General features: G+C 37.7%; 30 protein-coding genes and 1 tRNA gene. 26 read left to right on the top strand and 5 right to left on the bottom strand.

Annotated elements, in window-relative coordinates:
* Positions 1–164 precede the first annotated feature (164 nt).
* The 26 genes from BMW86_RS16015 to BMW86_RS15885 all read left to right on the top strand — a co-directional run bounded on the left by BMW86_RS16015 (position 165) and on the right by BMW86_RS15885 (position 20,733).
* A tRNA-Gln gene (locus BMW86_RS16015) sits at positions 165–235 on the top strand.
* A gap of 114 nt (positions 236–349) precedes the next feature.
* A complete protein-coding gene (locus tag BMW86_RS16010) occupies positions 350–2,263 on the top strand; it encodes a tyrosine-type recombinase/integrase (protein WP_089782733.1) in 1,914 nt (637 codons plus the stop codon).
* A gap of 508 nt (positions 2,264–2,771) precedes the next feature.
* The gene (locus BMW86_RS16005) at positions 2,772–3,314 is read left to right on the top strand and encodes a hypothetical protein (protein ID WP_089782732.1); all 543 of its coding nucleotides are present in this window, start codon (positions 2,772–2,774) and stop codon (positions 3,312–3,314) included.
* Between the two features lie 1,022 nt (positions 3,315–4,336).
* The gene (locus BMW86_RS15995; protein WP_143056594.1) at positions 4,337–5,143 is read left to right on the top strand and encodes a hypothetical protein; all 807 of its coding nucleotides are present in this window, start codon (positions 4,337–4,339) and stop codon (positions 5,141–5,143) included.
* A gap of 198 nt (positions 5,144–5,341) precedes the next feature.
* The gene (locus tag BMW86_RS15990; protein WP_089782729.1) at positions 5,342–6,451 is read left to right on the top strand and encodes a DnaB-like helicase C-terminal domain-containing protein; all 1,110 of its coding nucleotides are present in this window, start codon (positions 5,342–5,344) and stop codon (positions 6,449–6,451) included.
* 494 nt (positions 6,452–6,945) lie between these two features.
* Positions 6,946–7,896: a hypothetical protein gene (locus BMW86_RS15985; RefSeq protein WP_143056593.1), complete on the top strand. Its 951-nt coding sequence runs from the start codon at positions 6,946–6,948 to the stop codon at positions 7,894–7,896.
* Positions 7,897–7,928: 32 nt separating this feature from the next.
* Positions 7,929–8,846: a hypothetical protein gene (locus BMW86_RS15980; protein WP_089782727.1), complete on the top strand. Its 918-nt coding sequence runs from the start codon at positions 7,929–7,931 to the stop codon at positions 8,844–8,846.
* A 78-nt stretch (positions 8,847–8,924) separates the two neighbouring features.
* A complete protein-coding gene (locus tag BMW86_RS15975; protein WP_089782726.1) occupies positions 8,925–9,947 on the top strand; it encodes a hypothetical protein in 1,023 nt (340 codons plus the stop codon).
* Positions 9,944–10,153 carry a hypothetical protein gene (locus BMW86_RS15970; RefSeq protein WP_089782725.1) on the top strand — a complete coding sequence of 70 codons (210 nt, stop codon included), beginning with the start codon at positions 9,944–9,946 and terminating at the stop codon, positions 10,151–10,153. Before BMW86_RS15975 ends, BMW86_RS15970 begins: the two co-directional genes overlap by 4 nt.
* Positions 10,154–10,156: 3 nt before the next feature.
* Positions 10,157–10,885 (top strand): uracil-DNA glycosylase family protein, encoded by a 729-nt coding sequence (locus tag BMW86_RS15965; RefSeq protein ID WP_089782724.1) that lies wholly within the window; start codon positions 10,157–10,159, stop codon positions 10,883–10,885.
* Between the two features lie 51 nt (positions 10,886–10,936).
* Complete coding sequence (locus BMW86_RS15960) at positions 10,937–11,179, top strand: hypothetical protein (RefSeq protein ID WP_089782723.1); 243 nt, start codon at positions 10,937–10,939, stop codon at positions 11,177–11,179.
* Between the two features lie 63 nt (positions 11,180–11,242).
* A complete protein-coding gene (locus tag BMW86_RS15955) occupies positions 11,243–12,415 on the top strand; it encodes a hypothetical protein (protein ID WP_089782722.1) in 1,173 nt (390 codons plus the stop codon).
* A gap of 112 nt (positions 12,416–12,527) precedes the next feature.
* Complete coding sequence (locus tag BMW86_RS15950; RefSeq protein WP_143056592.1) at positions 12,528–13,199, top strand: hypothetical protein; 672 nt, start codon at positions 12,528–12,530, stop codon at positions 13,197–13,199.
* A complete protein-coding gene (locus BMW86_RS15945; protein WP_089782720.1) occupies positions 13,196–13,942 on the top strand; it encodes a ThiF family adenylyltransferase in 747 nt (248 codons plus the stop codon). The genes BMW86_RS15950 and BMW86_RS15945 overlap by 4 nt, the downstream gene beginning before the upstream one ends.
* Before the next feature lie 11 nt (positions 13,943–13,953).
* Positions 13,954–14,589, top strand: a complete 636-nt coding sequence (locus BMW86_RS15940) for a hypothetical protein (RefSeq protein WP_089782719.1) — start codon at positions 13,954–13,956, stop codon at positions 14,587–14,589.
* 7 nt (positions 14,590–14,596) lie between these two features.
* A complete protein-coding gene (locus BMW86_RS15935; protein ID WP_089782718.1) occupies positions 14,597–15,088 on the top strand; it encodes a hypothetical protein in 492 nt (163 codons plus the stop codon).
* Complete coding sequence (locus tag BMW86_RS15930) at positions 15,085–15,372, top strand: hypothetical protein (RefSeq protein WP_089782717.1); 288 nt, start codon at positions 15,085–15,087, stop codon at positions 15,370–15,372. The genes BMW86_RS15935 and BMW86_RS15930 overlap by 4 nt, the downstream gene beginning before the upstream one ends.
* A 22-nt stretch (positions 15,373–15,394) precedes the next feature.
* Positions 15,395–16,501: a PD-(D/E)XK nuclease-like domain-containing protein gene (locus BMW86_RS15925; protein ID WP_177189277.1), complete on the top strand. Its 1,107-nt coding sequence runs from the start codon at positions 15,395–15,397 to the stop codon at positions 16,499–16,501.
* Entirely contained in the window at positions 16,443–17,000 is a 558-nt protein-coding gene (locus BMW86_RS15920) for a hypothetical protein (RefSeq protein ID WP_143056591.1), read from the top strand. Before BMW86_RS15925 ends, BMW86_RS15920 begins: the two co-directional genes overlap by 59 nt.
* Entirely contained in the window at positions 17,000–17,380 is a 381-nt protein-coding gene (locus BMW86_RS15915; RefSeq protein WP_089782714.1) for a hypothetical protein, read from the top strand. The genes BMW86_RS15920 and BMW86_RS15915 overlap by 1 nt, the downstream gene beginning before the upstream one ends.
* Entirely contained in the window at positions 17,367–17,786 is a 420-nt protein-coding gene (locus tag BMW86_RS15910) for a hypothetical protein (RefSeq protein WP_089782713.1), read from the top strand. The genes BMW86_RS15915 and BMW86_RS15910 overlap by 14 nt, the downstream gene beginning before the upstream one ends.
* A 107-nt stretch (positions 17,787–17,893) precedes the next feature.
* Positions 17,894–18,865 (top strand): recombinase RecA, encoded by a 972-nt coding sequence (recA, locus tag BMW86_RS15905; protein WP_089782712.1) that lies wholly within the window; start codon positions 17,894–17,896, stop codon positions 18,863–18,865.
* A 10-nt stretch (positions 18,866–18,875) separates the two neighbouring features.
* On the top strand, positions 18,876–19,256 hold the full coding sequence (locus tag BMW86_RS15900) for a hypothetical protein (protein ID WP_089782711.1): 381 nt from the start codon (positions 18,876–18,878) through the stop codon (positions 19,254–19,256).
* 1 nt (position 19,257) lies between these two features.
* On the top strand, positions 19,258–19,644 hold the full coding sequence (locus tag BMW86_RS15895) for a DUF7695 domain-containing protein (RefSeq protein WP_089782710.1): 387 nt from the start codon (positions 19,258–19,260) through the stop codon (positions 19,642–19,644).
* A 2-nt stretch (positions 19,645–19,646) separates the two neighbouring features.
* Positions 19,647–19,997, top strand: coding sequence for a hypothetical protein (locus BMW86_RS15890; protein WP_089782709.1), 351 nt, complete (start codon positions 19,647–19,649; stop codon positions 19,995–19,997).
* A 55-nt stretch (positions 19,998–20,052) separates the two neighbouring features.
* A complete protein-coding gene (locus tag BMW86_RS15885; protein WP_089782708.1) occupies positions 20,053–20,733 on the top strand; it encodes a phosphoadenosine phosphosulfate reductase family protein in 681 nt (226 codons plus the stop codon).
* 3 nt (positions 20,734–20,736) lie between these two features.
* On the opposite strand, the gene BMW86_RS15880 is transcribed toward BMW86_RS15885, so the two are convergent.
* Genes BMW86_RS15880 through BMW86_RS15870 form a run of 5 tightly spaced genes read right to left on the bottom strand, consistent with a single transcriptional unit; the run spans position 20,737 to position 23,188 of the window.
* Positions 20,737–21,423, bottom strand: coding sequence for a hypothetical protein (locus BMW86_RS15880; protein ID WP_089782707.1), 687 nt, complete (start codon positions 21,421–21,423; stop codon positions 20,737–20,739).
* Positions 21,383–21,613 (bottom strand): hypothetical protein, encoded by a 231-nt coding sequence (locus BMW86_RS32525; protein WP_143056590.1) that lies wholly within the window; start codon positions 21,611–21,613, stop codon positions 21,383–21,385. Before BMW86_RS32525 ends, BMW86_RS15880 begins: the two co-directional genes overlap by 41 nt.
* Positions 21,606–21,908 carry a hypothetical protein gene (locus tag BMW86_RS15875; RefSeq protein WP_089782706.1) on the bottom strand — a complete coding sequence of 101 codons (303 nt, stop codon included), beginning with the start codon at positions 21,906–21,908 and terminating at the stop codon, positions 21,606–21,608. The genes BMW86_RS32525 and BMW86_RS15875 overlap by 8 nt, the downstream gene beginning before the upstream one ends.
* Positions 21,868–22,152 carry a hypothetical protein gene (locus tag BMW86_RS32520; RefSeq protein ID WP_143056589.1) on the bottom strand — a complete coding sequence of 95 codons (285 nt, stop codon included), beginning with the start codon at positions 22,150–22,152 and terminating at the stop codon, positions 21,868–21,870. Before BMW86_RS32520 ends, BMW86_RS15875 begins: the two co-directional genes overlap by 41 nt.
* A 4-nt stretch (positions 22,153–22,156) precedes the next feature.
* Positions 22,157–23,188 (bottom strand): hypothetical protein, encoded by a 1,032-nt coding sequence (locus BMW86_RS15870; RefSeq protein WP_089782705.1) that lies wholly within the window; start codon positions 23,186–23,188, stop codon positions 22,157–22,159.
* Positions 23,189–23,235: the final 47 nt, after the last annotated feature.

Here is a 23,235-nt window from a genome sequence, read left to right as displayed (position 1 = left end):
TAGTGATAAATATGCTATTTTAGCTTCTCAATTACTTCTCTCACAAAAAGTAGCTCCGTCAAAAGAGCTACTTTCTTGTTTTAGGTCAGTTCTTACTTTTTTTAGATATTTTTTGCTTTTTCGGTTTAATGTTATAATTTTGCCGTCCCGAACAAACAATATACTGCCTGATAGTATAACGGTAGTACGACAGACTCTGACTCTGTTTGTCTTGGTTCGAATCCAGGTCAGGCAACTTGGCGAAACTCTTTCCAGTAAAGGGCTTCGCTTTTTTTATTTCCTCTCTCCAAGGTGGTATACCGAAAAATCTCCAGAAAACGGTAAAAAAAATCTCCAAACCACCTGATTTATGATTGAACTTCCAAATGGATGTAGCTACACCAAGCCATACGTCAATCCCTTCGATTGGGATCTGCCAGACGCATTTTTAGACACCGAATGGTACATTGAATATTGGTTCTTTGATCCCAGTTTTAAAAGTACACTCCCAAGAGGAAAACGGTGCAATTTTAAGAAAGGCTTTGCCGGGGCAAAAACACTCGATGAGCGAAGAAAGCTGGTTAGAAAGGCACTAAAAAATATTAAAGAAAAGCTCGAAAGTGGATATAACCCTATCACCAAACAAACCCTAAAACCAAATGAATATTATAACCAACAACCAAAAGAACAGGCACATGATCCATTTCATGATGTTGTCACTAAAACTCAGATCGATATTTCACCACAGCTCCTCGCTGTAGCAAATAAAGTCGCACTAGAAACCGAAAAAGCCCAGAAGTTGAAGGAGGAAATAAGCTCCGATAAAATAACTATTCATATCCTGACCCCAGATCTGCCTTTTATTGATGCGCTTTGGAAAGCATATCGCAAAATAAAGGGAGTTCCAGGACACCTGAGCAGTGTACGAGGCGCCATCCGGGCGATGAATCGTGCAGCATTCCTCTTAGAATATCTTCAAACACCTATCAGCAGAATAACTCCACAACATATTACCTTAAGCTTTGAGGTTATCGCCAAGATCAATCCCAAATTTTCACCAAAGTCACGTAATAAGTATAGGTCTTTTCTGCTTTCATTGTTTAAGGAACTGGCACTAGCCAGAGTCGTAAAATCAAATTTTATCCTGGAAATTCCGATTCTTCCGGAAGATGAGCCCTTACCACGGGTTCTGGAAGAAGAGGAGATTATCACCATTGATGAATATTTAAAGGCCAATTACTATCATTTCTGGCGATATGTGATAGTTTTCTACGCATCTGGCAGTAGAGAGACCGAGCTGGCCTTAGTAAAGGTAGGCAACGTGGATATAAAGAAAAGGCAGTTTACCGTATGGGTATTGAAAGGAAAGATCCACCGGGAGGTAATAAAACCGATTCCCATCCATACACTCCATATCTGGAAAGAAATATTATCGGATTGCCAGGAATATGCAACTAAATGCGGAGTACCAGAAAAGACCGGTGAAGTATTTATATTTAGCAAATTCATGAAACCCCAATTTTACTCCATCAGACCAGACCAATTTGGGCGGCGGTGGAAGAAATATGTAAAAAAGGAATTGGGTATCGATAAGGACATGTATAAGCTCAAGCATCTTTATAGTGACAGAATAGCAAAAACACTATCCCTACAGCACGCCAAGGAACAGAATAGTCATGAATATGACTCTACAACAGAGATTTATGCCTTCAATGAGGAGGAAAGGCGTAGGGAAGATCTTAAAAATGTCGTTGTTCCGTTTGCCAGAAGATCTGCATTTATAGATGGTAGCCCAATACCCGCCAAAGAAGCGAATAAATTACTTCTCCCTTCACTTACTGCTGATAGTATAAATATCATCAAACAGTTTTTAGGCACGCTGGAAGATAAATCAATGATTGTTATACCGTCTGAGAATTCTTTTCACATTAATATCATGTGCATCAGTAGTAATATTGAATCTCATCTGGGAATAGGAACACTTTATAAGTTCAGTGAAGGATTTTCAAATGGCAGTATTTGGGTGCCGGCATGTGAAATGGAATTCTACGTAGTTCACGATTCAACTGTAGGACGAATTAAAAACAGGTCTCCAAAAGTTTATGTATGTAAACTAATACATCATCCTGCCAGAAAAGAATTTGCAATTGTATTCAAGGATAATAAAATTGTAAAGGCTTTTAGTGGTGTATCAGTATACCTTACTCAATTTGCCAACGAATGGCTCCGTATGTTGGCTAGTCAATACAATGAAAAAATCATTCCACCACAGGTTGATCTATAGAGAGCAAAGCATCATTCAGTCAATAAAATCACGAGGATATACAAATACAACATTATTTAAGGTGGATAGAAATACTCCAAACCCAATATATAAAACTGAGGCAAAAAGATGTCACAACATTCAATAATAAATTATGTAGAATGAACGAAATGGGGAATTTGTTTTCTATATTTACTATAATATCTGTACCTGAATATCCTGAAATGATTCTGACACTATTCTATTTAAAAGCCTGGTAATACCAAAATGGCAATCCCAAATTCAAGAAATTCCGTAACTATAGCATGACGCGTTATTTTCCAAATGGTATTTTATCCCTAAATATTTACATCCATCTCCAAGAGAGAGGGAACCTAAGGCCATATGAATAATACATTTCATCATTGAGCTTATACACTGACAAATTCCATAATAACACTATACGGTGAACATTGAAATAGATCTGATTAAACATTAGTCAGTTTTATACTTCATATTATTATTTGATCAATTAAAAGAACTTACGACGATGAATTTCTTTGCTTATTACACTTATCAGAAAGGAAACATTCAACCTGGAGAGAAGGCAATCATTTATAGTGGTGAAATAAAAGAATTGGTAAATATCAGCCAGGACATGGGGAAACTTATCATAACCGATAGTTTTGGTCATATTATCACTGCTCCCACAGAAGCCAAAATCCAAAGGGTAAATTTCTCACTTTGCACATTTAGTGACCTGAAAGCTGGAGACCTGGTTTACGAATTTGATCCCAGAAAAGCTCCCAGAAAGATTAAAAAGATTGCCAATGACAATGTTTACTTTACAAGCGGCAAAATTAAAGAGGTTCCTATTGGTCAGGTATTTAAAAAAGTGGCTGAGATTTCACATCATGTCAGTTTTATAAAACCTTTGGAAAAAATTACCAGTGATTGCGTAAAGTTTTTGGTTTGTAATAATAATTCAGGCACTACCAGGAAATACAATGCTGAAGTGAACAGTCAGATTGATAATGCTAAAGAATACCTTATAGCACTGATAAAATGTAACAATTGCGGATCATTCCGATAGGACCATACAACTGTTAGCCCCTTTTATTCAATTATCAATTAAGGCCGTAATTCTCTTTTCATAGATTATCGTGTTTTGTATTCAACCCCAATTTATTTAATGTTATCTAATCTACTGGTTCAAAAACTACTAGTTCTTTGCATCGAAAAAAGGTTTTGAATGCAGTATGATTTGATTTTTTCTATTTTTTAACTCTTAAGAACTAAACCTAAAACAATTTTATAATTTTGTTTAACTGTTTGTAAAGCAAATATCTGAGGTGTATTAAATCATATAAAAAAAAGACCGTGAATATCTGCTAAACAATCGTTTTCCGACATGCGAACTTTAAAAATATTTCCATTGCAAAAACAAGCAATGTGAATGCCCGAATAATACACATCAAAAACAGGGGTATAAAGTAACCCATTTGAATATTGACCTGTAAGGGCCGACGGACTTATTGCGCATATCAGGCGCAACTTCCAGCTGTCATTTGCCTTAATCAAATTTATTTACCTATAAATTCAGTACACATCTATCAACTAGATGTGTATAAATGTGTCCTAAAAGTAGCATACAAAGTTGCTATTATAGCACATCTATTGGGAAAAATAAAAAATATTCCATGATAAACAGAATTATATGTTTGCCAATTGCGGGCGAAACAATAGGAAGGGGGAATCTATTTATTGTCACTAATCCAAAGCACCAGGATTACGCAACCGTACACTTTTGTACTGGAACGAATTCTGAGAATATGATATTGAGTAGTAAATCAGTAAATGCGTTTCATTTCTTAAGTGTATGTAAGGTGACTCTGTATCATTGCTGTTTTGATTTAAAAGTCAATGATCAGGCTACTGTCTATTACGATACAAGCTATACGCTGGGAAAGATTAATCACTTTTACACCGGTACTATAGTCGATAATATTAGTCGCACACAATGGCTATTAAAAAAGTCGGACGGAACGCTTGTTCCAGCGCCTAAGAAATACTGCTTTAGAGTCGAGAATGAAGTACCAATAAATCAGTACTTGAATGGGAAGCGAAGATCTATATCACGACGAATGTTTGCAGCAGTGCAGTGACGATGAGTTACATCATGAGATGGAATACGAACACCAGATGTATCTGGAATTAAATTCACAGGTTAAAGGGACTACCAATATGAGTGACGGAAAATCAGAAAGCAACAATCTGCACTTAGATATTGAAGATACGGAAGCCTATCTTTTCAACATCCGCTCAGAGGGGCGCAGAATTTTATTGAAAGAAAATTTAGATTTTAACCTGCTATATGTTTTGGAGTTAGCTTATCAGAATAATTTGTTGCCGGTCACCGGAAAAATTGCAGATTGGTGTCAAACACTAATCAGAAAAAGCTACCTGACATCAGATTATAAAATTACCATTAAGGGAAAAAAGGTATTAAAGCAGGTTCGGTTTGGAGAGGAAATACCAGATCCTCAATACTCAAAACACGATGATCCCTTCGAATATTGGTGGAAAAATGCCTATCCGACCACAGATATGTTTGAAATTTCCGGTAGACAATTTGCCGGTCATCAAAAGAAAAACCTTGACAAAGAACAATCCAGAAAATATTATTGGAACATAATCAACGAAGGTGAGTATAGTACTGATGATATCTATTGGGCCACAATCTGTCAGATGGAAAATGCTAAACAATTATCCTTACAATCCGGCAGAAGTGAACTCCACTATATCCCTAACTGTCCAAGGTATCTTTATATAAGAAGCTTCACCCCTTTTATAGAAGCTGGCCGAAATAAAAGATTAAATAATAACAATATTCAATCAGATCCATTCACATTCAGTATATGATAAAACAATATATGCCTCAGGGTTATAGCAAGGCTATAGTCAGGCCGGCGGGAGCCGGTAAAGTTGAAGCAAAATCAATAATCATTTGCTTTAACGACAACGGAGTAGCCGGTTATTTTTCCAACTTTAAAACATAGCGTTCATTGTAAAAATTATAATGGCTAAATAATCGCCCTGCTTCGTGAGTAATCACGATGTATGCAAAATATAAATACAGGAGAGTCCGAAGAAGACGCCGGCATTGGATTATTTGACTCCTTTATGATCTATGTAGATCAGGGATTAGATGGGATACATGAGGGAATTCCAATTGGGATTGAAAAACTGGACGAGTATCTTTCTTTGAGGAAAAGTATGCTTTATGTTTTAGGAGGCTATACTGGCTCAGCTAAGACATCTTTAGTGGACGATCTTTTTGTTTTGAATCCATATGACTACATGCTCCGAAACGGTAAACCGGAAAAGCTCCGGATTATTTATTGGAGTATGGAAAGGAAAAAAGTTTTTAAAGTAGCAAAATGGGTATCACACAAAATCTTCAAGGATACCGGTAGGATCATCCCTATGAAAAGGCTGCTCGGTTGGGTTCGTAAAGAACAAAGGCTTAACGAACAGGAACAGGAGATCGTCAGAGGCTGCAAAGAGTACTTTGACAATATGTTCAAATATATAAGGATTATTGATGGCCGTCAAAATCCTACTGGCATTAGAAAGGAGATTCAAAGGATTGCAGAGGAAAATGGAGATCTGAGGAATCTAAATCAGTTTGAACGAGTTTATAAGCCGAGTGATCCTTCAATTACCTGGTTGCATATTTTCGACCACGTTGGTAAGCTAAAAGGTGAGAATGGGAAGAATCTAAAGGAAACTATAGATAGCTTTTCTGATGATACCTCTAATTATACGAGGGATTTGTTTGGACATTCAGCTGTTATCCTGTCTCAATTCAACAGGGATATTGCTAATCCATTCAGGTTGAAAAATGGAGATGTAGAACCCAGATTAGAGGATTTCAAAAATACAGGTGACCTTACGGAAGATGCAGATTTGGTAATGAGTATTTTTGATCCATGGAGGTATAAAGTGCTCGACCCTAACGGATATGATTTGAATAAACTGCGCAGCGCTGATGGTGCCAAAATGTATAGACTGTTTAATATTCTCAAAAGCTCTTATGATACTGAAGGGATTAGAATAGGTCTAGCATTCCTTCCACAGACAGGCATTTTCAAAGGTCTTCCACCGTCAAATACAATGACAAGCGCAGATTATGAATCTGTAATTAACTATACAATATTTAAACATTAAAAATGGTATTTCGCTTTTTCTGATTTTAATATTACATGTCATAACGCCACATTAATATTTTTCAACTAATAAAATGCACTGTTCTTGATTAAAATAAATCATATATGGGTTAGCGTTATAGATTTCTATGTTAAAACAGCATTTATACGTATTATAGTGTCAGAATTAGACTAATGCGATACTATACAAAAGTTTACAATCATCTTTATTTATACTATTGATATTAAGGAATCGAAATAACAAACACCTAATGCGATAATTATCCCTGGCTATAGAGATTGTTTCATAGAAATGAGTATCAAAATCGGACACAGTTTTAATATATCAGATATGTGACAACCATAGAAATTGAGCGATATCCCTGAGGATGCTACCAGCCGTGAGTATTCTCTACGCAGTGGTATTGTATCCTTAAAAATTAGAACTCTTATGTAACACCTGTTAAATCTGCTTTAAGAAGTGGATAGGGAAATTATTGTCTTAAATATTTAATAATGTCAGCACAAACACAGCGAGAAGAGAACAGAATAAGAAGGCTGCCTATGGATGAAGATAATAACATCATTGATAGGCAGGAATTCACGATACAGTCCCCGGCAAAAATGATAATGATGGGACATACACTCATGGGAAAGACTATGACTATGGTGAACACAAAAAAAATAATGATTGGTGACACTCTCACTGAGACAAAATATTTCGAGTGTACAAACAAAGTCCATCTTTCTGTGAAGAAAAGTAAGGATCCGTATAAGAAGCTAAAAAATGGAGTCTATATACCAATGGGATTAGCAGAAGTTGTCAATGATCTATATCATACCAATTGTATGGACGAGTATCGTAAACTTCAACAAAGGCTGGATCTTGCACATGTACCTGAAGAAAAGGTAAAAATATTTAATGCTCTAAAAGAACATATCGCAAAAATGCGTTGGCCAATCTTCGCATTAGATAATTTAACGCAGCTGCAGGAGATGAATTATTCAGCAACTCTGCATGCTTATAATTTGGAAGTTAGACCTGATCCTCCCAAAATGGATATTCGGAAAGTTGATAAATACAGCGGAGTTAACTATACTCGTCCCAATTTCTTTGGAATCCTAGAATACATCGAAAGTTACGCAGCCCCTTTTATCATATATGTTGCACATGTAAAGAATAAAAAAGATGTTATCGGTAAAGATACAGACGACCTAACTCCACTCGACGTTGCCCTGGATGGAATTGCACCTTATACAATCACTCGGCTCATGTCAGCTGTTGCTATTTTTAATCGAAATAATGAAGGATGCTTCCTCGATTTTAATAAACGCACAGAAACTGACCTGGGAGCAAGACCCGTTCATTTACGAAATAAAATAATAAAAATTGCTGACTTTCAGACTGACCCAAAGGTATATCCCACACGTTACTGGCAGGAAATATATCCCGACCTGATATTTTAATCATCATTCATTACAATTAAAATTATAATACTATGAGTATTGTAGGACCAACAAGAGAGCCCCGTGCAAGTTCCGGATTCAGAGTAGGACTTGGTGTGCTGGAACCACTAATCGTAAATCCAACAAAAAAAGAGATCAAAGAAATTCTGGGATGGGAAAGTGAAAAAGATCCGGAATATGTTATCAATGATAATGGTGTAAAATCATTAAAACTCGAAATCTGGGTGAAGGATCTATCCACAGGCAAAAAACATAAAATACAGATTCGCCTCAAAGATCAGATAGCTACCTCAGAGAAAGGAAAAAAACGCTATATCGATAAAAAAGGCACCAGCACTTTCTGGGTTGAAAACACTGATAATTTCCAATCCTGGTTTAAAGAAAATAATCCATGGGTTGCCAGATCAGGTGAAGTAGAGTTGTATAAATTCTTAAGAGCCCATACAGGGGAACTTAGGGAGAAAAGCCCGGAAGTTTCCCGGGTACTTGACTGGAAAAAATTAATGAAGGGCGATGTTAGTGAAATTAATGAAATCCGTGGTCAAAGCTTTTCCACTAACATTGTCGGGCTGTATGCTGTAAGGCTCGCTAAAGTGGGCGATGAATTTAAGGAATTTCAGACTATTTACAACAGGGAGTTCTTATCAGTAAGCAACTTTGGATACTATAAAAGTACTATTCCTATTACTGAAATTAAAGATAGAAAGTTAGCCTTCTTTCTCAGTCAGATCCTCCACCCCGAACATGGATGTAAGGATTTTTTCGGGGCTAACAGAGTATTGGAATTGGCCCACGACTATGATCCAGCACAAAATAAACTTTTATCTGACAGTCCCATCATTACGGATGATAACATTCCAACTCCGGATGGCGATAATGTTGAGGATGATCCAATGGGAGCTTTTCCAGATATGGATGACGACCTCGACTTAATGGATAGTGATTATTGATTTAAAAATCGAATGCCCTGCTTGTACTTATTCAAGCAGGGCATTCCTATCCTTTAACCAAGGATAAAATCTATACAAATGATACAGGGTCGCCAGAGGACAGAACTGACTTTAGACACAATATTCGAGCACGTAAGTGAATATGATATCTTCCGGCACTACTTAGGGCATGATTTTAAGTTGGGCAAACCATTCAGGTCACCTCTTAGACATAAAGACGATAACCCGTCAGCTTCCATTATTAAAACAAAATTTGGAAGATTATACTTTACAGATTTCGGTCCTGGAGGATTTCGAGGTAAAATCATTGACTTTCTCAGGAACATTTATCCTGGAAGCAATTTCAATGATATTCTGCATCAAATTGACAATGACCTAAATCTGGGTATTACCAATGGAAAAGCTCCTTCAAAACCCATCAGGCGAACAATAACTGATCAAGTTGGGTATACCGATGACTACCAATCCTTTAAACTTATCCAGGTAACCCCTAAACCATTTTGCAGCGAAGATTTCAAATTTTGGGGTATGTATCACCTGGATAAAAGTGACCTAAAGAAAGAACCAGTGGTATATCGAGTAGGAGCATTGTATATAGATAAAATAAAAATAGAAATTGGTTCGAATGAATTAGTATATGGGTTTCTTTTTGAAGGTGGGAAATGGAAAATATATAGACCTCTCGCCGAAAATAAAAAAGATAAATGGAGATGTAACGTCCCCCATGATCAGCTCTATGGAATCAAATCTCTTAACCCGTCAAAAGGCGCTTTTCAGATAAAAGCAGTCAAAGACTTTAAAGTTGCTTCAAAGTTCTACGATAATTGCTATGGTATTCAGTATGAAGGTAATAATGTTATAGGCGAGGCTGACATGAAATACCTGCTAACCTTTCCATGGATACTTATATGCAACGACCCAGATGAAGCAGGAAAAAAGGCAACAGAATACTATACCAGCCTGAATAATAAGTTTAAACCATTTATAATTCCCTCATCCTACATAACACCACCCATTCGAAAGGATCTTGCTGACATTGCAAGGCACTACGGACCAGGAACAGTAGAGCGAATAATAATTAAAAATATAGAAACACTATGAAGATCTATGCTATAAGGAACAGGATTACTGGTGATTATGTAAGATTAGGTAGGGCGCAGAGGTATATCTGGAATCACTTTCCAACAAACGTTATAAGACAGAATATTCCGCTTGCGGAAAGGGCAAATTATGAAGTTGATTTCTATGACCTGAACTGGCTTGAACCAACCCGTACTTACACAATTAATAAAACCGTAATCAGGTAATTTATGAACTACGATCTCATAAAAGATAAATTCTCGACTTGGGCACCACTATTTAAGGGGTTTATTGAAACCGAAGAGTTTGATATTATTATCAGGACTTTAAAAGGGCTCTCGAAAAGAGGCCGCACGGTATGTCCATTCAAGGAACAAACATTTAGATGTTTTAGTGAAACTGCCTACAGTAACCTAAAGGCAGTCTTTTTCATTGATGGACCATATAGTAGCGTTGTAAATGGTAAAAGTATGGCCGATGGGCTATCATTAAGTGTTTCAAATACCCAGACTATCCCCAGAGGTCTTCACCGGCTTTACAGAGCTATTGAACAGGAATACTCCTCAGGCTTTAATGTGGACATGATAGATGAACCTGATTTAGGCTTCCTCGCTCGTCAGGGCATCCTATTGCTAAATTCAGCTTTAACAGCAGAACAAAATAAACCGGGATCTCATTATGACCTCTGGCGACCATTCATGAAGTATTTCTTTATTGAAATCATTAACTATTACCCTTCTTCTTTACCAATTGTATTTATGGGAGAAAACGCGAAATCCTATACACAACTGGTTGCACCATTCAACAATATCTCATTTGAACTGGACGATCCCGAATTATTTCCAGAGACAGAATCATGGCAAAGCAACCGTTTTCTAAATAAGGTTGATATAATAATAAAAGATAATCATCCGGAATTTGAGGGTATAAAATGGTTCAATGAAATCTGTACCGCATAGGCGGTACTGTACAAAATAAAACGATTATTCAAAATTTAAAATCAAAAAGAAATGACCAGATCATTGACAGTATTTAACACCAGGGGAGTTGATGAAATTGAAATCGACGAATTCGAAGGAGAGACCCTTAAAGAAGTCCAGCAGGTCTTTGAAGAACGAGGAGTCAGGTATGAAGGAATGAGTATCGTGCTGAGAGGTCACTCTAAGCCTCTTGTTGACCCATCAACGATACTGCCTACCGGAAATATCGTTGTCTATATCGTTCAACAGAAATCCGAATTAGGAAGGAAATAAAATTCCAGTAAATAAAAGGAGAAGAGATATTATTCACTTCTCCTTTTTCAAAAACCAATTGAAATGGCTGAAATTTCAAAAGCTGCGATGCTTCGCCGGGCAGTTTATCTAAAGGCCAAAGAAGGGCGAAGGATTACTGGTGAAAGCGGAATACTTAATCAAATAAAGAAAATATTAAACACTCATTTTGGCGAGCTTAATAATGAAATAGTCAATATAAATGAGTCACAGGCTATTGATCTTGCATTAAATTACTTAGGTATCTCTTTAGGACCCGACGGCGATGAAAATAATCCGGATGACACCAATATTGAACACCTCCTGGAGGTGGTAGATAAATACCTATTTTATGAAGTAGTCATACGTTTTCCAGAAGTTGAAATAAAAAATGAGCATGATGCTTCTCATATAATACGAGATCTATTCGTAAGCTTTAATATTAACTTCCAAGGATGTTTGTTCAGTGTCGATGATTCCTTTTTAAATGGTATCCGTTCCACAGTTACCGTAGATGAACTCAAGTATAACTATGCACATTCTCACCTTCCGAGAGTAGATTACCGAGAGAATTACGATGGACATTTTTGTTTGGGAACGGGATCTATTTTAGATGTTATTCTTCAGCTTAAGCACAGATTTTATGAGGATGGAATGGAGCTATTTTGCTTGCATATAAAAGAGCTGGTCAAATGGGAATCTATTTCAGGCGTTCCATATCGCTACATTTCTGAAATTGGAGTTTCTGAGCACACAACCTCTGGTCCTGCAGAAGATTTCCCGGCAGAACAAATTCCAATAATTTGCAATCATTTCCTCTTCCATTTGAGTTCCCTTCGACCACAAGTGATCAGAGATATGTTCTCTGTAAAAATCATTGAAGACAAATTCGATGTTGAGCTAACTGATCGTGGACAAAAAGAAATAGTTACTGTAATGGAGCGTATGAATCTTCCTTTGCAATGTTACGCGGTAAAAAACCATCAGGGTAAACTAATCCGTATTTCTCCGTTTGAAATCGATACGACCCAATATAAGATGACCGAACCAATACTTTATTTTCAAAACAAACCAATAAATTTCAAAATTGTTGATTATGAAAACGCAAGCAATGAAATTCGGAAATATCCCGACCCAGAATTCACCAGATTTATTAACACCCAACTTTCTGACAGATTCAATAGTTACGCGTTACAACGAAATTCTCTTCTCCCAATCAATTCCGGTATATGTGCCTAGTCATTTTATGGATAAAGTCCGATTTCTATGTTCTGAGATACAGGATCTGGAATGGAGCGCAGTTCTATTCTATAGGACAATAGGAGATTTCGGAGAAAAAAACTTCAAGTGCGTGTTAGAAGACGTACTTCTAATGGATATGGGCTCCTCAGTGATGACTGCACCAGTTTTCACTGGAAAACTTGCTACGTACCTGGATGATAATCCTTTAAACAGATATTGTAGACAAGGCATGATTCACTCCCATAACAATATGCCGGTATTCTTTTCCGATACTGACAAAAAGGATATACATATAAATGCGCCAAATCATAATTACTATTTATCAATTATTGTAAATAACAGCTATGACATTATTGGTAAGATGAGCGTTTTTGCAACCCAAAAAACAACATCAAATTCAACTTTAAATTACCTGGGTAATAATGGAGTGCATTCAACTAAAGTGATGAGCGACACCAATTCAGAAGAGGAGATTATAGGTATATATGAATGTAATATTGTTCACCACGAAAGTCAAATCGACGAGGATTTCAGGTCTCGTTGTTTTGAACTAACTAGGGAACCTGTTTTACCATCATTACCCACGGCACCAAAACCTCGTAAGGCCAAAGCATTAAAAAAACTTCAATTATTCCCAGAAGGAAATATCGCTGAGAAAAAGCCAAAATCAAAAACACGGGCACCTAAAAAGGTTGTTTCCAAAGCGGCTAAGGACATATCCAAAGGAAAAAAAGAAAATAGTCACCTATTTACCACTTATCGACAAAACGACAAAAAATGACAAATGAAAATAATGTATTAACAGAAAGTGAAAAAATGATCACCCCTGCCATATATGGAAGGTCTAAAGGTGCCTTTTGGTTTGACGCTATCTACAAAAGGGATATCGTCATAATAGGTCAGGGGGGGATTGGGTCCTGGTTGTCATTACTACTCTCCAGAACAGGAGTACGTCTTCATGTATACGATAAGGATATTTTCGAGGACCATAATGGTGGCCAGGTTATGTTTGACACTAATGTAGGGCAAAAAAAGGTAGAGGCCATAAAAAATACAATCAGTTCCTTTAGCCCGGATTGCGAAATAGAGACACATGGAGAGTATACCCGTACCAGTGAAACATCAAAAATTGTGCTTTGTGGCCCGGATAAAATAGAGGTAAGAAGACTCGCATTCGAAAAGTGGGCTGCATATGTGAACAGAACGCCTGAGCACGAACGCAGCGAGTTCTTCTTTCAAGACGGAAGATTGCTTGCAGAACAAATGTGGATCTACAACGTACCAGGTGATAGGCCAGATCTAATGGAGAAATATTACAATAATTGTCTGGAAAAACCTGATGAATCGGATACGCCTTCATGTACCTACACTCAAACAACACCTACCGCAGCTGGAATCGCTGCACACATGATATTTTATATCACGAACTGGTTGTCCAATGTAAAAAAAGGTAAGATAATTCGTAACGTCCCTTTTAGTTACGAATTCCTTATTCCACTTGATAAGTATGACATAGAATATTAAATATTAAAGTCATGGTGAACCAAAATTTTCTATCAACAATTCGGATAGGTGAAAGAACTATCAGTTTGGTTCCAGATCAGACAATTTCAAATTCATGCAAATTCATTGCTTCTGCGGGCAATAGAATACCCTTTATTCTATGTTTTACATCACTGGGATACTTAACGCTTCCTAGCGGCCCAAATGGCTACAAGAGATTATTTGATACTGATATTGTCATTCAGATTTTTCAGGACGGATCTGAAATCATTAAAATTCCAATTAGAAACAGAGTTTATTATGTCGGCAAAGGCATCATCATGGATAGCGAGTTTAATATCCTTGCAATGCTCACTGTTACTGAAGAATTCTATCATTTTTATATGGAGTTCACTGAACTGTTACCAGATCACATATCCAAACATTTTACGCTTGTAATCAGCAATAAATTTGAGAAACAGAAAGAGTTTAAAACGTTGTATGCTAAATTCAGAAAACTATACAAAGGTCAAACCATAAACCTTCACTTTACAAAAAACCCTGAATATGAGTCCTTTGTTCATTTGAAAGTCCCTTATTTCTCCACAATGGAAGAGCGTAAGGAATACATTGAAAAGTTTACGACCGATGTAATAGAAAACGTTTTAATCTCCCAGGTTATAGAGTAGTAAAATAATGAAATCATTATCCTACTTTTATTTAGTTAATCCCCCCTATCCATTGAAAACCCCGAAAAAATCTACCCTCGTAGATGATGCTGCATATCCAAGGAAGCAGCGTATTAACAGTAAACAGAAAGGAAATACTTACGAAAGATGGGTTGCAAAACAACTCAGGGATTTATTTGCCTTTAATTATTGTAAAACTTCCAGGCAAGCGTCCCGACTGCTCGATAATTCCGGTATTGATTTAAGCGGCATTCCTTTTAATGCTTCACTCAAAACCGGGTATCGAAAGTCGAGACCTAAGCCGGAAGAAATATTCAAAAATATAAAGGAACAGCTTATTAAAAATTTCCCTGGTGATGATCCAATTCATAGTAGGATGACTTTTTTATTTCACAAGCTGGACGGACGAGCACCGGAGCATCACATTGTTTCCATGATGTTTGATGATTGGTGCCGGCTGATGGCTTTTTGCATAAGAAATAAATTTTTTGAAACATGAGAAACATTCTAAGACTCGCAGACCTCCCTGATATGATCAGATATGGAATAATGACCTGCAAACCTGTTCCGCAGATGGGACTATCTATAATTTCAAAAGGAAACTGGAAGGAGATTGAGGGGAGGCAAACTGAGGAAAAGGCCGACATATTTTACTATACCGGCGTGTTCTGGAAGCATGTAAAACACAGAACGAGGGCGGAAAATAGCTGGCCCGACATTCTTGATGAAGAAGAACTTATGGAGGTTTTCCCCAATACAATATCCACTGTGGTATATAATTGATCATCTGATAAAACTAATAGTGATGACAGAAAGAGAGTATAGGGCGATAAACAGATTATCGTACAGTTCACTGAAAGATTTTATAGAAGACCGGTGGAAATACTATGAAAAACATGAGCTGAGAATAAGAAAAGTGGAGGAGCAAACCTATGATATGACATTTGGAACATTGGTAGAAACTAAACTTTGGACGCCGGATGTTTATCATGAATTATTTAAAGAGGCAACAAATAATAAGCCTAAGGGACAAATGGGTGAGGTAATAGAAAAATTGTACAATTATACCATTGCTGCTCTATCACCGGAAGGGGTTGTTACGAGGGATTTTACTGAATTATTAGCCGATGCCTTCAATGCAGTCGCGTTCAATTCAAAGGGTATTAGAGAAAAACTCAAGAAAACGTCGTATGAAACAGTTCTTATGGAGTTTGAGGGTAGTGAACAGGAACGTTACTATAAAGAAATGCTGGCCAATTCTGACAAATATCTGGTAGGACCTACCGACCTGAAATATGCAGACAATTGTATAGCGCAGCTTCAGAAACATTGGAAAACGTCAAATATCGTATGTCGTAAGTCTAACGAAAGATATAATATTCACTATCAGCTGGTAGTACTCTATGAATATCTGGGAATAAAAATGAAGTCCAAATTGGATATGGTCTCCGTAGATCATGACTTGAAAATTATTGAAATATTTGACCTGAAGGTCACTTTCGATGTTGAGCTATTTAACTTCTCCTATCGCAAATTCAGATACTACATACAGGCATTTCTGTATTACATGGCCATTCGCCAGTGGGCAAAAGAAAATGGATATGGAAATTATCGCATCATACCCATGCGGTTTATTGTCGCTCATTCTAAAGCCCAAATTGCTCCTCTTATTTTCAGAATCGGAAAAGGAAACATGATTAATGCCAGAGATGGATTTGCCGATGGAAACAAATGGTATATGGGTGTCAACGAAGCCATTTCAGCCCTTAAATGGCATAGAGACTCAGAAATCTGGGATATATCTATGCGAAATTTTGAAAACAAAGGTGATTGTACCATAAAAATTTATGCTGATGATAGTGGGGAAATCAACAAACACAACGTTGTTTCTGGTGCCGGGGTTGAGTATTAATGTAGAAGATGTAAAGAGTAAGTACGGATTCATTAACGGTTTCCTGAAAGAAACCGGAAAGGATGCTCCTTGTAAATATCCTGTATACCTGCTTTTTATGCCACCTGAATTTGAAAGCTTTCAGGAATTTGTAGATAAAGAATATAAAGACAATACTGGAATCCTGGCCGACTATGATTATGCCGGCGGATTTGTTGTCCTTGTTTATAAATTTCCAACCAGTTTCGAAAGGGTATACCGGCGATTTATAAAAGGAGAGTATTCTAAGTTCAGCCCGGAATATGTCCCTCTTCTTCCTGCTTATGAAAAATCACCGGATGGATCCAATGTTGTTAACATGTCATTGCAGCTAATGGTAATATTTAAAGTTCCCGCTTTTATCGCAACGATGGAAGAAATAGTTGATGACGTACTTGCGGACGAATGTTGGTCTATTCCAGATATAAAGCGAGAAACACTAAATATTGAGTCAATCCGTAAAAAATTAAATAAACAGTGATGGACGCAGCAAAAGTGAACTATATAATAGAAAATTGTCCTGGTGCCTATAATAGGATGCTCAAATGGTATGAAGAAAAATCGCAGATATCAACTATCCCGAGTATAGATTTTTCAATAAAAGATATTGAACGATCTATCAGAGCATTGTTATTTAACAGCCCAGGAAGATTTCTCTACGATTTTTTTGATGAAATACAAATACGGATATGTGTCCTCTGGGAGGCTGATGGTATCTGGCAATACAAAGTAACCTCTGATGTAGTCTCTGTCCATGAGAAAAAATATGGAGACAGAATACTGGCGGAGGAAGAAGGTATGTTAGCAGCATTTCAAATCCTTGAAAGTAACCCGATAGCTCATCACAATGAAAGAGTATGATCTTATAGCCGGATACAAAAAGGATTTTACCACTAAGACAGGGAAAAATCTCAAGATCACTGTATGCAGCAGGTGGGAGTCAGCATGCCAGCTACCGATTCAGATTGAAATGCCCATTGTTATAAATATGATATTGGATGCCGCTGACTGGAGCTGGGAGCAAGTCTTTACAGAATCACGCAGATCTCAATTTATTTTCAGGCGTGGATTGATATACTTTATCATGGTAAAGGCAGGCTATTCCCTTCTGAAGCTGGCAGGATATACCGGCAAAGAACATACTACCATCATAAACTCCTATCGGAAATTTGAAAATCAGTTAGAAAGCGAGCCATTAACCAGTATAGTGCTATTGGAAATAATGGAATTTATCGAAAAAAATCATACATATTATCTGGATAAATAATCACAGCATATTCCCCTTTACTGATCCCATTTTGTAATCCAATAATATAGATCCCCTTTTTTAAGTGCCGGCGCACTTCCGGTAAGACCCAAACTTAACCCAGTAAAATGATTTCTGAAGAGAAAGGCCCTGCGCTGCAGGAAGTGATGTTAAGGATTAATAAAACATATGGCAAAGGCACCATTATTACTGCCAATGAAAAAGGAGCTATTGTTCCGGTTGTCAGTACCGGCAGTTTATTAATTGATCAGGCAATAGGCATTAATGGTTTACCCCGGGGAAGAATTGTCGAAATATTAGCACCGGAAAGTGCTGGCAAGACAACGGTGTGTCTGCAAACTGTTGCCTGCGCCCAAAGTATGGGGCTATCTGCTGCCTATATAGATATGGAACACGCACTGGATACAAATTATGCAAAAAGCCTGGGCGTGGATATTAATACCTTATTTATTAGTCAGCCCGATTATGGGGAGCAGGCATTAAATATTGTTAAAACTTTAACTGAATCTGGCCGACTGGGAGTAATAGTTGTCGATTCTGTGTCTGCCCTAGTTCCTAAAAAAGAACTGGAAGGAGAAGTTGGCGACAGTAATATTGGCAGACAGGCATGGATGATGTCACAGGCGCTCAGGATGCTTGTTCCGATAGCAGAGAAAACAGGCACTCTTATCATTTTCATAAATCAGATACGTATAAAAGTTGGCGTACTATATGGGTCACCGGAGACTGGATCTGGAGGGGAAGCGCTTAAATTCTATTCATCTGTTAGGATCGATATGAGAAGATCGCAGATGGATAAGGATGGCGGGGGAAATAAAATCAAAGTAAAGATTATAAAAAACAAAATGGCAGCTCCCTTTAAGGAAGCTTTGGTTTACCTGGAATGGGGAAAAGGTATCAGCCGGATAAGAGAAGTGATAGCCCTGGCTGTCGAGGCCGATATCATCCAAAAATCCGGAAGCTGGTATTCTTATGCAGGATCGCAGTTGGGCCAGGGAGAAGATTCGCTGCGAAAACTCCTTGAAGATAATGAGGAGCTTTATAGGGAGGTGGAAGCCAAAGTAATAAACCTCAAATAAACGGATAGAGATGGATGACGTGGTTGTGAATAATCGTTCTCTTAAAGGGCTACAGTCCCATTTGCATTCTCTAAATGGAGAGCGCGATATTATACTGTTTAAAATTAACGGGCTAAATCAGCAATTAGGAGAAGTCAACAATAATATTAATAAAACAGAAAAGATGCTACGGCTGATGAAACGTAACAATGTTATTGTTTCTGAGCATGCTATTCTACGATTCATTGAGAGAGTGCAGCCTCTTCCACCTTCTGAAGTGGCAGCCAGGATTTTAACGCCTTCGTTAAAAAACATGGTACTAACGCTGGGCAACGGCACCTACCCCGTAGACGATTTCTTAGTTAAAGTGAGAGACAATATTGTAGTAACTGTGATAAAACGCAACAAATAATATGTTAGTATATAATGCAGCCAGATGCCTGAAATGTGGCATGGTGGTGGAATCCAAATATAGACACGAGGCAAAAACCTGTGGTTGTTCTAATAAAACGACTGTTGATGGTGGGTTACACTACCAACAATTCTCTGGAGTTGATATAAATCTGATACAACCTATATCCCTGCATGTATGGGATGACTATGAAACGGTCCGGGAATATGGATTCGTCCTGAAGGCGCTGAAAGAAGGAAAATTGATGGTCTTAAGGCTTAAGGATATAAAAACTGCATGGCTGGATAAAGCGATAAGTTGGCTGATGACCAATATGCCTATGAAACGCACAAGAGTGCTAGTAATGCTGATTCGTGAAAAGCAATATCGTATGGAACTGGAGGCATAAATATGGCATTAAAACGGTATAAACCCTTCTCGCCAATCAGCGAGAAACAGCGGGCAAAAAAGAAACAGCAATCCGGAAGGTATATCCTGGATAGTGAATTTTATCAGGAAATCTGGGAGGAACGCAACGGGATTTGTGAAATAACTGGCCAATCACTGGGAACTGAACCACTTTCCACAATGTTTCATCATTTATTGCCAAAGGCAAAATATCCCCAGTTTCGGTATTGTAAATGGAATATAATGATGGTAAAGCCTGAGATACATCAGCAGATTGAGCAGGATATAGATAAAGTACCTGCAGCAAAAAAGAAATTCGAGGAGCTTATGGCCCTCGTGGTCTTCGTATTATAATCAAAAGGCCGGTAGCGGATTTATTCCTGCTATCGGCCTTTTTTATCTATAGCCAATGAAACATCAAAATATTGAATTAGTTATCAATTTCTCAGGAGGAAAAGACTCCTCTGCAATGCTGGCCTATCTTTGTGAGCACTACCCTCAAGTAAAAAAGAGAATTATTATGGCCGATACTGGCTGGGAGCATAAAGATGCGGTAGAGTGGTGCAAGAAAATTGTGGCATTAATGGGTTTGCAGCTGGATGTTTGTCGTAATGAAAATAAAACCTTTTTATCTATGATCCGAAAGCGTCGAAAATTCCCATCAGCGACAACCAGGCAATGCACCTCAGACTTAAAAAGAGGCCCTATACAGACATGGATTCGCAGGAATATAAAGTCCACTACAATAATCAATTGTATGGGAATGAGAGCTCAGGAAAGCAGGTCAAGAGGCAAATTAAATCCTCTGAAAAGAAATAAAGCTTTAACCAATAGCAAAAGAACTGTTTGGGACTGGCTTCCGATTCATCACTGGAATGAAATGGAAGTACTTGATTACCTGGAAAAAAGGAATATACCCCTTCATCCTATCTACAGGCATCTTCGCAGGTTCAGCTGTAGGATATGTATTTTTATGAACGATCATGATTTATCTGAAGTAAAACAGTATGATCCAGAAGCATACAGGATTATAGCCGATTTGGAAAAGGAGATCAACTTTTCAATGAGACCAGGAAAATATCTGTCATGATAATTATTTCTTGTATATTTTTATAACTGGGTATTGAACTGACAGCCCAAATGACATCTTATTTACAAATGGATCATATCCAATATAAGGACCTATTGTTAGAAAGGGCTGGGGGGAAATTACCCTTATCGAATTTCCTGATACAATAGTATTATAAGGACTTGCGCTACGGAGGTAAATATCGGTATAAGCACGCCTCAGTAGAGGTGCTTTAATAACCTCAACACGACAGATTGTATCAGTATGTTTCAGTCTGAAATAAGAGATCCCTGAATCCTTGCCCACCGCCAAAAGATGCAAATAGCTATCATCCTTTGAGAGAATTACTGAGTCGGCTGTTCTGACGTATTTTACATCTGTGCGTATTACAGTATCGGTTCTTACTACGTACCTTTCAATGGATTTTACTGCTGTGGGTTTAATCCTTAAAGCACCAGCAAGAGAATCAATAAGTAGTTTATTTTCGAGCAGCTTTAATTCCTGAGACCTGATCACGGCGAGTATTTTTCCGTTGTTATCAGTAATATTGCGAACAGGTTCCAGGGTGCTTGTGGCCGTATCTGATGGAGAAAGGACACCAATTAGCTTTCTACAGGTAAAATGGCACAGAATAAGAATAACAATCAGTACCAGTAGGTATTTAACTTTATTACCGTTTGATTGTATCCACCGGAGGATGTATTGAATCATATTTTCTTGATTTATCCTCTATAAATCCAAGCGTTCGCATATTTTCTTCACGCAGGATCCTTATCACGGAGTCCTTTGGCAGATCAGAGGAGAGATAAAAAGGTTTATTTCCTGGGGCGGGAGTTTGTCCTGAGAAAATAATGAGCAGGCAGACAATTGTTAATGACAGAATGATTCTGATTTTACTCATGGCTATTTTGTTTTATTAGTGTTTCCCGCTTTACTTCCTGATGCAAGATTTCTTCCAGTTTTTCACCTCGCCTTCTTTCATAGTCGATTGTAGCATTTTTAAAAGCATCACTATTTGCTCCTACCCTGATGATCTCTTTGATTAAATAAACGTTTGCTGTCACTGAAGTGGCCAGTAATACCAACATTAAAGCCACCACGTTTTTCGATAAGAATAGCAGGAACCGCTGGATAACAGGAAGTTTATCGATCATATTAGCAGCATCTTTTAAGGGGAACTTCTTGCCAGTAGCCATTCTTTGGTTTTTTATTTCTGATAATTGTGGAACCGGCAACAACCTGCCCAGATTTAGAATATTTGATATATCCTCTCTTTTTTAAAGACGATGCTGGCATAGCCGGAAATCCAACCTGACTACAACAGTTGGTGTAAGGCACTTCTATCCATCCGAGTCCGGTGGGTATAGCATCATTAATTACCAATACACCGCTTGTAAGCATATCGGCTGAACTATATTTAATAAAAGCTTTGGGAGACATAGGATTAATATTTATTCTTTTCTTTTACCGCCCTGATGTGTTGGACATACTTATAAGAGCAAAACCCCGCTGATACGTGGCTTAAGTCATCATGGTAAGGTAAAAGCTGGTTTGAAATATAGTTTGGGCGACGTTTGTTAAATAAGTAAAATTCATTTTTGGCACCAACGCCGGCATCATGATAAAAATACACCTGGTTCCATTTCTCAATTTTATCCGTTGCCCATGCAAAGCCAAAGTCTTCCGGCACGCTGGTTTTATATGCTCGATTCCATAGATTCCAGAGTAATGCCCACATGTCAGCGCACCAGCTTTGGAAACCATCGTTTTCATCTTTAAAGAAGCGAAGGTTTATACCAGCCAGTTCGTAGGCCAGGTAATTTCTTATTCTGTAGGCACCCCTTTCCACATCCTCCCAGAAGTCACTATCAATATTTTTTAGCAGATACTGGGCACCACCACACACCTCATCATTTTTTTCGCAGATCTCCCTGGTAATTCCTGCAAACCGGCAACACTGGTCTAATATGTCTATCTGTTCATATTCCTGAGCTTTATGAGTAAGAACCTGTTTTGTTTTACTTTCAAAATACCCTACGTTCATATAATTGCCGGTATTTGACAGATAGCAGATATCGTCACTTAAGTATGGGCTAAAATCCAGGTATTGGGTAAAAATGATGTCAGAATCATGATAGAAAATGGCTTTCTCTTTCAAATCCGGAAATCTTTTAAAATGCTGCTTAAGTATATGTGGCCTTAAGAGCGGGATATAGTTTATTGGTATAATGCCGTAGGTTAATAAGTTAGCAACATCGGGATACCAATAGAATTTAACATTGTTTCCGCTATATTTTTTCTCCAGAGCTTTAAACCGACTCGGATTTCTGTTATACATCCTATCTGCCGGCGTAAACAATAGCACCTGGATTTCATTTTGATAACCAAGATCCCGGATATTTTCAATGAACAATTCAATTTGCCAGCTAAACACCATATCATCAGGTTGAGCCGACATAAACACAAGGTCTTTCATAGGTAAAGGGAACAAATAGAGCAAACCTTCCTTTAGGAGCTTTCTTA

This window comes from Chitinophaga sp. YR573 (genome assembly GCF_900110995.1).
Taxonomy (GTDB): domain Bacteria; phylum Bacteroidota; class Bacteroidia; order Chitinophagales; family Chitinophagaceae; genus Chitinophaga.
Note: the sequence above shows the minus strand (reverse complement) of the source record. Positions and strands in the feature narration are given on the sequence as shown.